This is a genomic window from Microtetraspora sp. NBRC 16547, assembly GCF_030268965.1.
Taxonomy (GTDB): domain Bacteria; phylum Actinomycetota; class Actinomycetes; order Streptosporangiales; family Streptosporangiaceae; genus Microtetraspora.
In genome coordinates this window covers 156,124-169,922 of the sequence record NZ_BSSE01000006.1, presented here as the reverse complement: position 1 = coordinate 169,922, position 13,799 = coordinate 156,124, and the positions used below count along the sequence as shown (strand labels likewise).

Sequence of the window (13,799 nt, the reverse complement as noted above, 5' to 3'; positions counted from 1 at the left end):
GAGCGCTGCCCCGTTTGTTCCGCCCAGTGAACCACATTCGCATTTCAGAACGAAAGACTCTTTCGGAGTGTGCTCCGTTTTTCCTGCGCGGACCGGCGATCAACAGCTCGCCGAGGTAGGACCCCGGCATAGTGGCGTGGTGTCCGTTTAGCGGATCCGACAGGCGAGCATCGAGGTCCGGGCACAGGACGCTGAACAGGCCTGCCCGATCACCTGTCTCGAATACCCGATCCCCGCGCACATCGCGGCATCCGCCACACGTGGTGCTCGTTGCTGGCCATTGCCGCGGTGACGGTCCTGACCGGAGCACGCTCCTTCACCGCAGTCGCCGAGTGGGCAGCCGATGCTCCGCAGCAGGTCCTAGCCCTACTCGGCGTTCGCCGGGACCCGCTGTCCGGACACTACCGCCCACCGCATGAGGCCACCGTGCGCCGAGCGTTAACTGCGGTCAACGCCGACGAGCTGGACACCGCGGTGTCAGCGTGGATCACTGCCCGCACGACCACGGGCGCCGCCGCCTCCACTCGACGGCCGATCCAGGCGGTCGCGGTCGACGGCAAGAGCCTTCGCGGCGCTCGCCGCCGTCACCTGACCACACCGAACGGCCACGCCGGCGACACGGGCAACACAGACGGCACGGACCTGGTGCACCTCCTAGCCGCGATCGACCACACCACCGGCGTCGTCACTCCCAGACCCGTACCGGCAACGCACCCCGCGCCATGGCCACCCTGCGCAACCTCGCTATCAGCGCCCTGCGCCTGACCGGCACCGACAACATCGCCAAAGCCATCCGACACCTCGCCCGAGACGCCACCCGCCCCCTCCAGATCCTCGGGATCAGGTGATCAATCGCCACTAAACCGACTTTGCCGGGACCCTGCTCGCCGAGGGATGGCAGGCTTCGGCGTCCGATCGGAGGCGACGCCCGATCTCCTCACCGAGTCCCACGATCTCCGCCGAGACGACGGCGCGGTACCGGTCGTCGGCCATGGTGCTCGTGCAGCTCATGGCCACCGCCGCGACGCCGGCTCCGGCTCCGTCGATGATGGCCGCGCCGCAACCGACGACGCCTTCGACGGTCTCCTCGTCGTCCACCGCATATCCGTTCACCGCAGCCACTGTCAAGAGACTCAGCAGCTCCTTCGGATCCGTCCGGGACCGCCGCGTCTGCTTGACCGGTGGATACCGCCGGAGGAGGTCGGCCACCTCCTGAGGGGGCCGACGGCTGAGGATCGCCCGTCCGGTCGATGTCGTCCACGCCGGAAGGGTGACACCCACGTGCGAGATACCGATGGGGCTGCGCCCCTCGCGCCGCCCCACGTAGAGCACGCGATCCTCCCGCAGGATGCCCAACACGACGGTCGCCCGCGGGCGGGGCATGATCTCGTCGCACGCGTCCTCGAAGTGCTTGAGGACGCGGAGCCGTTCGAGGAAGACCGTACCCAGTCGCAGCAGCCCGACACCGGGCCGGTAGGTGTCGTCGGAGAGCCGCTCGATCAGTTCGTGCTGGACCAGGGTGGCGCAGATTCCGAGCGCGGTGCTCTTGGCGATCCCGAGAGATGTGGCGAGGTCATTGAGACGCAGCGGGACTCCGCTCTCGGAGAGGAGCCCCACGATCTCGGCGGCCTTATCCACCGAGGGCACCCGGCCCGAAGCGCCTGACATGACTCCAGAATACGGGTGCGATCGCGTTGCGGTCGCCCGACGGTCCGGCGACCGTAAACTGTGGCCGTGGTCGCCACGCCGGATCCGCCCGTTCCCTCAGTGGACAAGGCCGCTCGGGTCATCGCCTTGCTCGCCGACTCCGACGAGCCGCTCTCGCTCGCGCAGATCACCAAATCGCTCGCCCTTCCGAAGAGCACGGTGTTCGGGATCTGCGCATCGCTCGTCGCGAATGATCTAATTGAGCGGAACGCCGCAGACAGATACGAGCTCGGCGCGAGACTCGTGTCGCTCGGGCGCGCGTACTCGAGCCAACTTGATCTCGCGGAAGAGTTCCGGCGGCGTTACGTCGAGTTCGACTGGCCACCGACATCGACCGTGATCCTCGCGACGCTCGACGAGGTACGCAGCGTCTATCTCGCTCGCCGAGCCGGGTCCTCGCCGATCGGGCACTCGACCGTCGGCTGGACCTTGCCTGCCTACACCACCGCGACGGGGCGGGCGATCCTCGCGTTCCGGACGGAGGCCGAGGTAAGCACCCTGCTCGCGCGGTACCCGCTGGACGGCGCCTCGTACCCCGATGGATCCAGCGAGGCGGCGTTTTGGGGGGAGCTCGCGAGCACCCGGGAGCGCGGATACTCGATCGACGACGAAGCGACGGTGACGGGGATCTACGCGGTCGGGATCCCGATCTTCGCCGCGCGGGGCCGCGCGGTGGCGGCGGTCGCGATGAGCAACCTCAAGGGGCGACCGCTGGATGACATTTTCGCCCACCTCGGCGATCTGTACGACCTCGCGAGCCTGCTGACGCATGCATCAGGGGGCATTCAACCCACGCATCGACCGACTCCCACTCCCGCGCCATAGTCGGATATGCGTATCATGTGCGCATATCCGAACCATCCGAGGAGATGAGGTCAGATGGTCGCTGTGGATCATGATGCGTTGCAAGAGATCTCTTCGCGGATGAGCCGGGCTTTCGACGTCAGCGGCCAGCGGGTGCTCCTCGTGGGGGGAGCCTCCGGTCTCGGCGAGGCGATGGCTTGCGGATTCTCGACGCTCGGGGCGCGGGTCGCGGTTGCCGATGTCAATCTCGAGAAGGCCGAGGGTTTGGCGTCGGTGCTCAACCACATGGGCGGCGAGGTCTCCGCATGGCAGCTGGACGTGCAGAAGACGGATGACGTCGCGTCGCGCATCGCGGAGATCGCGAAGTCGCTCGGCGGGCTGGACACCGCGGTCAACCTTGCGGGCATCAACGATCGTCGTCCCGCGCTCGATCTCGACTCGGCCGCATTCTCTCGCATCCTCGCCGTGAACCTCGAAGGCGTCTACGCCTGCGCTCGGGCGGAGGGGGCGGTGATGACGCAAGCGGGATCCGGCTCCATCATCAACATAAGCTCGATCTACGCGTTCGCGCCTGCTCAGAATCAGGCTCCATATGCGGCTTCGAAAGGCGGGGTCCTCTCGCTGACCCGGGTTCTGGCGAACGAATGGGCGACGAAAGGCGTGCGCGTGAATGCGCTCGTCCCCGGTCCGATTCTCACCCCGCTTTCGCGCGCCAACCTGGTCGACGACCCGGACACGCGCGCCTGGATGGAGGCACGGATCATGCGCCACCGCGCGGGCGAGCCCTCGGAGATCGTCGGTCCGGCCGTGTTCCTCGCGTCGGATGCCGCGAGCTTCGTCACCGGAGTCGGCCTGCCGGTCGACGGCGGGTGGCTCGCGGCCTGACCGGCACGTAGGTCGTGGCGCGGCCACGAGGGACTACTCGTTTCAGAAAAGAAGGAAGCACCATGCAGAACCTCGCCCCACGGCCCCGACCGCTGGACGGCCAGGTCGCGATCATCGCCGGAGGATCAGGCGGCATCGGTCGCGCGGTCACCCAGCGGCTCGCCGACGAAGGCGCCGCGATCGCGCTCATCGACATCGACCGCGAACAGCTGAATGCCCTCGTCGCGGAGCTCCGTGAGCGCGGCGCCACGGCCATCTCGGCGGTGGCGGACATCAGCGATCGAGCGGCCGTTCGGACGGCGGTGGAGAGCATCCGCGCGGAGGCCGGGGCTCCCGACATCCTGGTCAACCTGGTCGGAGTCGCACCCATCGCACCGTTCCTCGAGGTGAGCGACGCAGAGTGGGATGCGGCGCTCCGGGTGAACCTCACGGGGGGCTTCGTCCTCGGTCAGGAGGTCGCCAAGCTGATGGCCGAGACCGGCGGCGGACGGATCGTATATCTTTCCTCACTGAGCGCCCAGGTGGCTCACGGCAATCAGGCCGCGTACGCCGCGAGCAAGGCGGGAATCGAGGCTCTCGTCAGGGCGATGGCCGTCGACTTGGGACCGTACGGCATCAGGGTCAACGCCGTGGCGCCCGGAGCGGTCATGACCGAGATGAACCGGGCGGCCCTCTCCGACTCAGATCGCGCCAAGCGGCTCGAGCGGATTCCTCTCGGCCGCTTCGGCGAGCCCGAGGACATCGCGGGCATCGTCGCGTTCCTCGTCTCCGACGACGCCGCGATCCTTACCGGGCTTGGCCTCGCCGCCGATGCCGGCTTCCTCATCACCGGGATCCGGCCGGTCAGCGCATGAGCGACATCGACTCGATCGACGTGTCGGTTCAGCCGCCTCTGCCCGACCGGCTTCTAGAGGGAGCCGTCGACACGCACGTGCATGCGGCGCCCTTCATCGACGACTCCATGTTCCTCGTCGATGTCTTCCAGTTGTCGCGCGCCGCAGCCGACGCGGGGATGCGCGCGGTGGTCCTGAAGAACTGGTTCGGTTCGTCGTGTCCGGCCGCATTCCTCGCCAACCGCTACGCGGGAGGCGTCCAGGTCCTCGGCGGCGTGGTGCTCAACTTTGCGGTCGGCGGCATCAACGCGGACGCCGTCCGCGTTGCCGCCCACGAAGGCTACGACCGGGGATTCCGGCCGGGGCGCGTCGTATGGATGCCCGAACGCTCCTCGCTCTTCCGGGCGAGGCTTCTCGGACTCGACGCGGAGGATCAGGCCAAGGCGCTCTCCCCCTTCCCCGGCGGTGACATCGACAGGCCGATCACGCCGCAAGCGCGCGAGGTGCTCGATGTGATCGCCGAGGAGGACATGGTCCTGGCGACGAGCCACCTCGGGCCCGACGAGGCGTTGGTGTTCCTCGAGCATGCGCGAGCGGCGGGGGTCACCCGGATGGTCGTCACGCATGCCTCCTCGGGCGGCGTCCGGTGGAGCCTCGACCAGAAGAAGCGCGCCGTCGAGCTCGGCGCCTGCATTGAAGAGGCGGCCATCAGCTGGCAACCGGCGATGAAGGCGTTCGGATACCCGGTCACGGATGCCGCCGTGGAGATGTTCGCCGCCATGCGGGAGATCGGACCCGAGCATTACGTCCTGGCGTCTGACTCGGGAATGAAGATCGCGCCATCTCCCATCGAGAGCATGCGCGTGTTCGCGACGCTCCTGCTCGCCAGCGGCTTCACAGGGGACGAAGTACGCGCGATGGCGGTCGAGAATCCGCGACGCCTGTTGCGACTCGACCAGGATGACCACCGTCCGCCGACTACCCGGAACGAGCTGAAGAACTGACATGGCGCTCCTGCCCTACGTGACCGAAGACGCCGCGAGCGAGGACCAGGCGCGCGTCATCGCGTCGGTGATCGCCGAGCGCGGCTCCCTGCCCGGTCTGATGAGCCTGATGGCTCATTCGCCCGACGGCCTCAGCGCGTACGAGACCTTCTCCCGCTACGTGCGCACGGGCACCTCGCTCGATCCGCAACTGCGGGAGCTGATCATCCTGCGCACCGTCCAGCTCCTGGGCGTGGACTACGAGTGGAAGCGGCACCTCCGGCTCGCCGCCGCTACCGGCGTGCCGGACGAGGCGCTCGCCTCGCTGGAGACCTGGCAGAGCAGTCCCCACTTCAGCGGGACAACCGCGGAGGCGCTCCGGTTCGTCGACCGTACCGTCACGGGCACGGATCCTCGTTCGGCTGTCGGCGAGCTGAGCAATTTCCCCGCCGCCCAGGCGGTGGACATCGCGCTGGTCGTCGGGTTCTACCGGCTGGTCTCGCTCGTCGTGCTCTCAATGGATCTCGACGCCGACGACCGTCTGCCTCCCGCGGGGATCCCGCTCAGCACGCGGTAGCCGTCTGCGGCGGTGTCGGTCGCTGGGCTAGGGTGAGTGGCATCGGAACTCAGGATCCGGCTCGGTGGTGAGGGAGGCATGACCGTGACGTCCAACGGCTCGACGTCCGGCGGCGCCTCGGAGACGGAGAACAAGCCTCTCGGACTTCGGGAGCGTTCGCGTCGGGAGACTCTGAACAGGATTCGCAAGGCCGCCGTAGAGCTGCTCGCCGAGAAGGGCTACGAGCAGATCACGACGCGCGAGGTGGCTCAGCGCGCCGAGGTGGGCGAGGCGACGCTCTTTCGGTACGTGTCCAGCAAGCATGAACTTCTGCTCCTGGTCATCGGCGACAAGATGGACCACGACATCGAGGCCATCATCGAAGCCGACGCCCGGTCCGCGGTGGAGGCAGGGGACCGCGGAGCGCATAACTACCTCTCGCGCGTCCACGCGGTCTATCGCGCTCGGGCGGACTTCTATCTCCAGGACCCCGAGAACGTCACGAGCTACCTGCAGTACGCCTTCGTCGCGGGAAGTCAACTGGGCGCGCAGAACGGCGCGCAGGGCGACAGGATCATTGATCTCGTCGCGTCGATCATCGCAGAGGGGCAGGAGGCCGGTGCCCTCTTCGCCGCTGTCGATGCGCGGGTGGTCGCCCAGAACTGCCAGGGGATCTACGTCCACGAGGTGCTCCGGCGGTCAGTTCGCGGATTCACCTTCGAGAGTCTGGGGGAGCGGGTCCGCACGCGGCTCGACGCGCAGCTCCTCCCGCTGGTCCTGGCCGGCCGTTGAGATCACTAGGGCACCATGGTGAAGGGACTCGGCGGAAGCCGGGGTGACGGTCTGATGCGGTCGCCGCTCGACGGCCTGTATGACACCACCGCCCCCGGCTCTCGCAAGGCTTCGGACCGGCAACAGGGAGATGCGCCATAGAGCGCCGGTTAGAGCCTGCTGACAAAGGCTTAAGGGCTCGCGGGGACGGGAGCGTAGAGGGCTGGGCCGATCTTGTTGATGTAGCCCTAGTAAGACCATTGGGACATGAACGCGATCTGAAAGAAACGGCCGAGCTCAAGTGAACGGCTCGACCGGGGACCGCAGGCCGAGCCACTGCTCGGCGTCCCATGCCTGGAACCGCTCTACCTCGGTGAACCCCAGCTTTGCCGCGAGGCGCATCGAGCCGACGTTGGCGGTCTGGGTGGTGAGCACCACCGGCTCGCCGGGAAGGACGCCGTCGAACCAGCCGAGTGCCGCCGCGCACGCCTCGGCGGCGTACCCGGATCCCCACGCCCGCGGCAGGAACAGGTAACCGAGATCGGCCTTCCCCACGGCAGCCGGGCGGCGGTGCTCCGTTGCTCTCCTGAGCAGGATCTGGCCGATCATCGCCCCATCAAGATCAACGACGAAACTCCCGGGCCACCGCTCGGGCACCACGGGCATCTCGCGCTCAAGCTCGTCACGAGGGCGGGGGCCGCCGAGGTAGGTGTGCACCTCTGGCGACGCCAGCAGCTCGATGAACACCGCACGGTCCCGGGCCTCGGTCTCACGGAGCACGAGGCGCTCGGTCCTGATTGGGGCGGGCGGCCAGGCGACGGGTCCAATCTCGGTCATGGCGGGCAACCTATCGCACGCTTGTGAGAGTGATCCGAAAGGAAGGCCTTGACCGCTACTTTGCGGCTCGCCGTAGCTTTGGGAGTCCCGGGCCTTGGTCCCAACCTCAGCGACCAAACCCTTTGTCAGCAGGTTCTTAGTGACCGCCCGGGAGCAGGCCTCGCCGCCGCCGAGCCGCTGTCGCTGCCACCCCCCTGGAGTCACGTTGCCTCTCGCACTGCTCCCCCGCACAGTTCTTCGCCGGCCTCGACTGGGCCGCAGGGGTTCACGCCGTCTGCGTCATGGACGCCACCGGAAAGATCGCCGACCGGTTCACGATCAAGCACTCGGCCGAAGCGATCGCGATGCTGATCCGCCGCCTGGCCAAGCACGCCGATCCGGCCGATGTGCAGATCGGGATCGAACGCCCCAACGGTCGCCTGGTCGACCTGCTGCTGGAGGCCGGGCACCCGGTCGTCCCGGTCTCCCCGAACGCCATTAAGACCTGGCGTGACGGCGAGGTGCTGTCCGGCGCGAAGTCCGACACCGGGGACGCAGCAGTCATCGCCGAGTACCTCCGGCAGCGCCAGCACCGGCTGCGCGTAGCGGTGCCCTACTGCGACGACGCCCGCAAGTCGGGCAAGGACCACCCGCACGCCATCCGCGTGCTCGCCCGCGCCTGGATCCGCGTGATCTGGCGCTGCTGGCATGACGGCGTGCTGTACGACCCCGCCAAACATGGCGCGGCAGCAGCTCTCAACGAGCCCGTTGCTGCGTGAGGGTGACACAGGGAGTGTCATACGTGCGTCAGATCGATGATCTGACGCACGGCGCGGCCGTCCGCGAGGTCGTCCATGGCCATATTGATCTCGTCGAGCGGGATCCGCGAGGTCACGAGTCGCTCAACCGGAAGCCGGCCCTCGCGCCACATCTGCTCGAACACAGGGACGTCCCGGCTGGGAACCGCCGAGCCCAAGTACGAGCCGACGATCGATCTCGCTTCGGCCGTCAGGCCGAGGGGAGAGATCTCCGACCGCGCCTCGGGCGATGGGAGTCCCACAGTGACGGTGGTCCCTCCCGGCATGGTCGCAGCGACCGCCGTCTCGAACGCGCGCGGGTGACCCGCAGCCTCGATGACGACGGGAGCCTTGAGACCGGAATCGGCGACCTCGGCCGGAGAGAGCACTCGAGTCGCTCCGAGCTCCTCCGCTCGCCGGAGCTTGTCCGGGTTCGAATCGACGCCGATGACCGCGCCGCGCGGGGTTGAGTCCAGAGACAGCGCGACGGCGGTGAGGAGAGCGGCCATACCCACGCCACCCAGTCCGACGATCATCACATCCTGGCCCGGAGCGGGTCGGCCGGCGTTGATGACGGCTCCGCCGCCAGTGAGGACCGCGCAGCCGAGGAGCGCCGCGACGTCGTGCGGGACGTCCTCGCCCACTGGAACGATTGAACGGCGATTGACGACGGCGTGCGTGGCGAACCCCGAGACCCCGAGGTGATGGTTGACGTCCTGGCCGTCGAGATGCAGTCGCCTCGCCCCGCCGAGAAGAGTTCCCGCGCCGTTCGCCTCGCTTCCGACACTGCACGGGAGACGCCCCTCGGTGCGGCAGTTATCGCAGGTTCCGCACCGCGGCAGGAAGACAGTGACGACGCGCTGGCCGACGTCGGTGTCCGTGACTCCGGCGCCGACCTGCTCGACGATGCCGGCCGCCTCATGTCCGAGCAGCATGGGCACGGGCCTGGCTCGGTTTCCGTCGACCACCGAGAGGTCCGAGTGGCAGACGCCCGCGGCCTCGATGCGGACGAGCACTTCCCCCGGACCGGGGGAATCGAGTTCGACTTCCCGCACGGTCAGCGGACGGCTTGCCGCGTACGGCCGTTGCTGGCCGATCTCGGTGAGGACGGCTCCACGGATCTTCATCGAACTTCCTTGTCTCCCGCGCCCGACTTCGCCTATTATGAAAGCATACTCCGATCGGAGTGAACTATCAATTAATGAGGAAGTACTGTGGACCTCCATCCAGACGCGGTCAGCGACGTCATCGCCGGCCCTAACGGCGGCGTTCGATACCACGACACCGGGCGTCCGGGCGATTTCCGAAGCACGGTCCTCCTGATCCACGGAACGGGTGGCACGACGAAGTCGCACTTCGGGACCCTCTTCCCGATGCTCGCCGCGCGTCACCGGGTCATCGGCGTCGATCTGGCTGTGCCAGACGGCGGCGTGGAAGTCGGCGACCTCGTCAATGACGTCGTGGCCGTGCTCGAGGCGCGGGCAGCGGGTGAGCCCGTCGCGCTTGTCGGCTACTCCCTCGGGGCGGTCGTCGCGGCCGCCGTCGCGGCCGACCATGCGCCTCTCCTGAGCAGCCTCACCCTCGTCGCGGGTTGGATGCGGACCGACTCGCAGCAGCGTCTTCGGAACACGGTGTGGCGGAAGCTGTTCGAGCGGGATCAGGAGGCGCTCCGCGAGTACATGACCTTCACGTCGTACGGCTCGCCCTTCCTCGCGTCGCGTACCGACGCGGAGGTGCGCGCGCTGGTCGACGCTCGCGAGCTGGCGGCGAGCCTGCCGGCGACGATGGACCTGAATCGGCGGATCGACATCTCCGCTGAAGTCGGTCGCATCGTCACCCCGACTCTCGTCGTGGGAGCCGTCGATGACCAGATGGCGCCGATCCGGCACAGTCGGCTGTTGTTCGGAGCGATCGACGACGCCCGATTCGCAGAGGTGGCCACCGGGCACGCGGTCACCGTGGAGAATCCCGCGTACCTCTTCAAGCTGGTCGACGACTTCGTCTCAGCGCCGTCCGCGGTTCCGCCCGGCACGGTACTGGAACCCATAACGGTCTGAAAGAGAGAGTGGTGATCGCGATGACTCGCACGAAGCACGATGACGACGCAGACGGCGTCACGGAGGTCGACGTCCTGATCGTCGGCGCCGGATTCGGCGGAATCGGGATGGGAGCGACCCTAGCCAGGCGGGGCCGCCGGTCTTTCGTGATCCTGGAGCGTGCCGCCGAGGTGGGCGGCACCTGGTGGTACAACACCTACCCGGGCGCTGCCTGCGACGTTCCGTCGCACCTCTACTCGTTCTCCTTCCGGCTCAAGCCGGACTGGTCGCGGATCTTCGCGACCCAGCCGGAGATCCTCGAGTACCTGCGTGAGACGGCACGCGAGGAGGGCCTCCTCGACCACATCTCGTTTGAGACGGAGATGCGCCAGGCCCACTGGAACGCGGCGGAGTCGGTGTGGGACGTCGACACCTCCGCCGGCCGATATCGAGCCCGGACGCTTGTCTCCGCAGTGGGGCACCTCTCCGAGCCGCGACTCCCGTCGATCGAGGGAGTCGAGACCTTCGAGGACACGAAGTTCCACTCCGCGCGATGGAACCACGACGCCGACCTCGAGGGCAAGCAGATCGGGATCATCGGATCCGGTGCCACCGCCATCCAGGTCGTCCCGGAGTTGGCGAAGGTCGCATCTCGATTGGTCGTGTTCCAGCGGAGCGCGCCCTACATCACCCCCCGCCCGGACCGCGCCTACACCGATGCCGAGAAGCGCATGTTCGCCCGGCTCCCCGAGACGATGCGGGAGGAACGCGAAGGATTCTTCTGGGCGAACGAGGGGCGCTACGCCCAGCGTCGCGGAACGCCCAGCCTCGTCAAGGCCGCCGCGGACGTCGCGCTGGCTCATCTCCGTCGGCAGGTCGACGACCCCGAGATCGCCCGGAAGCTGACGCCTGACTACACGTTCGGATGCAAGCGTGTGCTCAAGTCCGACGACTATTACCCGACCTTCAACCGCCCGAACGTGCTGCTCGAGACGGACCCGATCGCAAGGGTCACGCCGCGCGGGATCGAGACCGCCTCGGGCACCGAGCACGACCTCGACGCCCTGGTGCTGTGCACGGGATTCGAGGCGACGGACCTCCCGATCGCTCATCAGATCTTCGGCGTGGGCGGGGTCAGCCTCAGCGAGAGGTGGTCGGGCGGCATGCAGGCCTACGCGACCATGGCGGTACCCGAGTTCCCCAATCTGTGGATCATCAACGGACCGAACACGGGACTCGGACACAATTCGGCGGTCTACGTCGCCGAATCACAGATGGCATACATCGCCGAAGCTCTCGACTACCTCGACGAGTCAGGTCTCGACGAGCTCGAAGTCACGGAAGCCGCCGAAGAGACCTTCATGCAGATGCTCGAGGACACCGCGCGAGGAACCGTGTGGCTGGACGGAAGCTGCAGGAGCTGGTATGTCGATCAGCGGAACGGTCGATTGACGACGCTGTGGCCGGATTTCGCGCACAGCTTCCGCGCCGTCAACGGGTCCTTCGACCCTCGTCCGTACCAGGTCGACCAGCTGGCGCTTCCGTGAACCGGCCGCAGGTCCTTCGCCGGGGCTGGCAACGGATCACTCCGGAGCTCGCGGGCTGGACGTTCGTCTCTTTCGAGGTCGTCACCCTTCCTCCGGGCCGTGAATTTGCGTGGCGAGCGGACCATCACGAGCGCGCTCTCGTTCCGATCGAGGGTGAGTTCGAGGCGGTCGTTGGGAACGGCGGGTTCCGTTTCGGCCGGCCGGGCGGGGTGTTCGCGGCGACCGGCAGCTGTCTCTACGCTCCGAGAGAGATGCGCGGCGCTGTGCGCAGCGACCGAGGCGGTCAGGTCGCCATCGCCTCGGCCCCGGCGCGTGAGCGACGCGAGCCGCATCTGGTCACCCCGGACATGGTGGATGTCGAAGTGCGCGGGGCGGGAGTCGCCACGCGCCAGGTCGGAAACCTGCTGTCGTCATCAGCGGCCGCCGACCGCCTGCTTCTCGTCGAGGTCTGGACGCCCGGTGGCAACTGGTCCGGCTATCCGCCGCATAAGCACGAACGCGACACGGACACTGAAGCGCAACTCGAAGAGCTCTACTACTACCGCACCAGGGACCCCGACGCCGGCTGGGCAATCCAGCGCATCTACAGCCCGGAACGGAACTTCGATCTCTCATCCGTCGTTAGCGACGGGGATATCAGTCTGATGCCGTGGGGCTACCACACCACGGTCGCCGCGCCCGGGCACGATCTCTACTACCTCTGCGTCCTCGCAGGCCCGTCGCCAGCGCGACAACTCCGGAACTCGATCGACCCCCGGCTCGCGCCCTTCAAGGACTCCTGGCCGAGTATGACGACGGACGAGCGAGTACCGATGGTGATGCCGCCGAGCAGCTGAGTCTCGAGGAGGAGAAACCATGACAGATCGCAACACAGCCGGCCAATACGTCGCCGTCTTCGGTGCGGTGGGCGGAATCGGACGAGCAGTCGCACGCGAGTTCGCCGCGCAAGGTTGGCAGCTCGCCCTCGCGGACCGGGACCTCGATCAGGTCCGAGAACTCGCGACCGAGCTCGCGAACGAGTTCGGGGTCCCGGTGTCACCGTGGGGCTTCGATGCGCGCGACCGCAGCGCCGTCCGATCGATGCTGGAGCAGGCGAGCGCCGCATTCGGGCGGCTGGCATCCGTGATCGATCTGATCGGAATCGCCCCCGTCCGTCACTTCCTCAACGTGACGGATGAGGAGTGGCGGACGTGCCTTGACGTCAATCTCACGAGCGCTTTCGTGATCGGTCAGGAGGCCGCCCGGCTGATGGTCGAGCACAAGCGCGGAAGCGTGGTGATGATGTCCTCGACGTCCGCGCACATCGCTCACGGCAGTCAGGCCGCGTACTCCGCGAGTAAATCGGGGATCGAGGCCCTGGTACGGACGATGGCCGTGGACCTGGGGCCTCTCGGCATCCGAGTGAACGCCATCGCGCCTGGAACGATCATGACCCCGTTGAACCTGCAGTCCGTAACCGAAGACGGCCGCCGGGAGCGACTGAAGAGAATTCCGCTCGGCCGCTTCGGGGAACCGGCTGACGTCGCGGCTCTCGCGTACTTCCTGGCGTCGGAGGCGGCCTCGTTCATCTCCGGTGAATCCATCCGCGTCGATGCCGGCTTCATGATCACGGGAATCGTGCCTCCGACAACAGAATCCCACGAGGCCCCGCGCTGACCACTGCGGGTGATGTTCAGGGAGATGCCGTGCGGCCCCGTACGGGCAGGCCGCCCAGTCGTGGTGAAGCGCTGAGCTACTGGTCAGCGGGCTGCTTGGCTTCTACATCGTGGTGTGGAGGGTGGCTCCGCGGTCCGCGAGGCTCCGGGCGGTTGCCCACCCATCGCAGCAGCCGGAACGCTCGCTCGTGCACCGTCTCCGAGCCGAAAAGGGCCGCCCACACGACCGAGGCCACGGCCATGAGCTCGAAGAGAGCGACGGCGAGACCCATCACGGGGTGTGTCGACCAGCCCACGACGGGCCCTCCGAGGCTGGCGGCACCAACGCTTAGGGACCGCCCCAATACGGTGACCCACCCGCGGGACGGTGCGGTGCTCCGCCGTCGATTCGACTGCTTATCTGCCACGG

The 13,799-nt window shown here is 67.5% G+C and carries 15 protein-coding genes; 12 read left to right on the top strand and 3 right to left on the bottom strand.

Features of this window, described 5'->3' with window-relative positions; genetic code table 11:
* Window positions 1-201 precede the first annotated feature (201 nt).
* The gene (locus QSK17_RS11815; RefSeq protein WP_352231794.1) at window positions 202-765 is read left to right on the top strand and encodes a transposase family protein; all 564 of its coding nucleotides are present in this window, start codon (window positions 202-204) and stop codon (window positions 763-765) included.
* Window positions 766-858: 93 nt separating this feature from the next.
* Here QSK17_RS11815 and QSK17_RS11810 read toward each other — a convergent pair whose 3' ends face one another.
* Window positions 859-1,668, bottom strand: coding sequence for an IclR family transcriptional regulator (locus QSK17_RS11810; RefSeq protein WP_285704690.1), 810 nt, complete (start codon window positions 1,666-1,668; stop codon window positions 859-861).
* Between the two features lie 60 nt (window positions 1,669-1,728).
* On the opposite strand from QSK17_RS11810, the gene QSK17_RS11805 reads away from it, so the two are divergent.
* The 6 genes from QSK17_RS11805 to QSK17_RS11780 all read left to right on the top strand — a co-directional run bounded on the left by QSK17_RS11805 (window position 1,729) and on the right by QSK17_RS11780 (window position 6,560).
* Complete coding sequence (locus tag QSK17_RS11805) at window positions 1,729-2,532, top strand: IclR family transcriptional regulator (RefSeq protein ID WP_352231789.1); 804 nt, start codon at window positions 1,729-1,731, stop codon at window positions 2,530-2,532.
* 54 nt (window positions 2,533-2,586) lie between these two features.
* Window positions 2,587-3,396: an SDR family NAD(P)-dependent oxidoreductase gene (locus tag QSK17_RS11800; protein WP_285704689.1), complete on the top strand. Its 810-nt coding sequence runs from the start codon at window positions 2,587-2,589 to the stop codon at window positions 3,394-3,396.
* Window positions 3,397-3,458: 62 nt separating this feature from the next.
* Window positions 3,459-4,250: an SDR family NAD(P)-dependent oxidoreductase gene (locus QSK17_RS11795; protein WP_285704688.1), complete on the top strand. Its 792-nt coding sequence runs from the start codon at window positions 3,459-3,461 to the stop codon at window positions 4,248-4,250.
* Window positions 4,247-5,233, top strand: coding sequence for a DUF6282 family protein (locus QSK17_RS11790; protein WP_285704687.1), 987 nt, complete (start codon window positions 4,247-4,249; stop codon window positions 5,231-5,233). The genes QSK17_RS11795 and QSK17_RS11790 overlap by 4 nt, the downstream gene beginning before the upstream one ends.
* Window position 5,234: 1 nt before the next feature.
* A complete protein-coding gene (locus QSK17_RS11785) occupies window positions 5,235-5,789 on the top strand; it encodes a carboxymuconolactone decarboxylase family protein (RefSeq protein WP_285704686.1) in 555 nt (184 codons plus the stop codon).
* Between the two features lie 78 nt (window positions 5,790-5,867).
* A complete protein-coding gene (locus QSK17_RS11780; RefSeq protein ID WP_285704685.1) occupies window positions 5,868-6,560 on the top strand; it encodes a TetR/AcrR family transcriptional regulator in 693 nt (230 codons plus the stop codon).
* A gap of 276 nt (window positions 6,561-6,836) precedes the next feature.
* On the opposite strand, the gene QSK17_RS11775 is transcribed toward QSK17_RS11780, so the two are convergent.
* Window positions 6,837-7,376 carry a GNAT family N-acetyltransferase gene (locus QSK17_RS11775; RefSeq protein ID WP_285704684.1) on the bottom strand — a complete coding sequence of 180 codons (540 nt, stop codon included), beginning with the start codon at window positions 7,374-7,376 and terminating at the stop codon, window positions 6,837-6,839.
* Window positions 7,377-7,570: 194 nt separating this feature from the next.
* Between QSK17_RS11775 and QSK17_RS11770 the strand changes: the two genes are divergently transcribed.
* Window positions 7,571-8,134 (top strand): IS110 family transposase, encoded by a 564-nt coding sequence (locus QSK17_RS11770; RefSeq protein ID WP_285704808.1) that lies wholly within the window; start codon window positions 7,571-7,573, stop codon window positions 8,132-8,134.
* Window positions 8,135-8,151: 17 nt separating this feature from the next.
* Here the strand turns inward: QSK17_RS11770 and QSK17_RS11765 are convergent, their stop codons facing one another.
* Window positions 8,152-9,480, bottom strand: a complete 1,329-nt coding sequence (locus QSK17_RS11765; RefSeq protein WP_285704683.1) for an alcohol dehydrogenase catalytic domain-containing protein — start codon at window positions 9,478-9,480, stop codon at window positions 8,152-8,154.
* Here QSK17_RS11765 and QSK17_RS11760 point away from each other — a divergent pair.
* From QSK17_RS11760 to QSK17_RS11745, 4 genes are read left to right on the top strand one after another with little or no spacing between them, the layout of a single operon-like run.
* Complete coding sequence (locus tag QSK17_RS11760; protein WP_285704682.1) at window positions 9,367-10,209, top strand: alpha/beta fold hydrolase; 843 nt, start codon at window positions 9,367-9,369, stop codon at window positions 10,207-10,209. The genes QSK17_RS11765 and QSK17_RS11760 overlap by 114 nt on opposite strands.
* Window positions 10,210-10,229: 20 nt before the next feature.
* The gene (locus tag QSK17_RS11755; protein WP_285704681.1) at window positions 10,230-11,735 is read left to right on the top strand and encodes a flavin-containing monooxygenase; all 1,506 of its coding nucleotides are present in this window, start codon (window positions 10,230-10,232) and stop codon (window positions 11,733-11,735) included.
* On the top strand, window positions 11,732-12,571 hold the full coding sequence (iolB, locus tag QSK17_RS11750) for a 5-deoxy-glucuronate isomerase (RefSeq protein ID WP_285704680.1): 840 nt from the start codon (window positions 11,732-11,734) through the stop codon (window positions 12,569-12,571). Before QSK17_RS11755 ends, iolB begins: the two co-directional genes overlap by 4 nt.
* A gap of 19 nt (window positions 12,572-12,590) precedes the next feature.
* Window positions 12,591-13,391: an SDR family NAD(P)-dependent oxidoreductase gene (locus QSK17_RS11745; protein WP_285704679.1), complete on the top strand. Its 801-nt coding sequence runs from the start codon at window positions 12,591-12,593 to the stop codon at window positions 13,389-13,391.
* Window positions 13,392-13,799 lie beyond the last annotated feature (408 nt).

Excerpts from the sequence above, each read along its gene's own strand:
- QSK17_RS11745 (WP_285704679.1), top strand. The coding sequence starts at position 12,591 with ATGACAGATCGCAACACAGCCGGCCAATACGTCGCCGTCTTCGGTGCG.
- QSK17_RS11810 (WP_285704690.1), bottom strand. The coding sequence starts at position 1,668 with ATGTCAGGCGCTTCGGGCCGGGTGCCCTCGGTGGATAAGGCCGCCGAG.
- QSK17_RS11800 (WP_285704689.1), top strand. The coding sequence starts at position 2,587 with ATGGTCGCTGTGGATCATGATGCGTTGCAAGAGATCTCTTCGCGGATG.
- QSK17_RS11755 (WP_285704681.1), top strand. The coding sequence starts at position 10,230 with ATGACTCGCACGAAGCACGATGACGACGCAGACGGCGTCACGGAGGTC.
- QSK17_RS11795 (WP_285704688.1), top strand. The coding sequence starts at position 3,459 with ATGCAGAACCTCGCCCCACGGCCCCGACCGCTGGACGGCCAGGTCGCG.
- QSK17_RS11780 (WP_285704685.1), top strand. The coding sequence starts at position 5,868 with ATGACCGTGACGTCCAACGGCTCGACGTCCGGCGGCGCCTCGGAGACG.
- QSK17_RS11775 (WP_285704684.1), bottom strand. The coding sequence starts at position 7,376 with ATGACCGAGATTGGACCCGTCGCCTGGCCGCCCGCCCCAATCAGGACC.
- QSK17_RS11790 (WP_285704687.1), top strand. The coding sequence starts at position 4,247 with ATGAGCGACATCGACTCGATCGACGTGTCGGTTCAGCCGCCTCTGCCC.
- QSK17_RS11785 (WP_285704686.1), top strand. The coding sequence starts at position 5,235 with ATGGCGCTCCTGCCCTACGTGACCGAAGACGCCGCGAGCGAGGACCAG.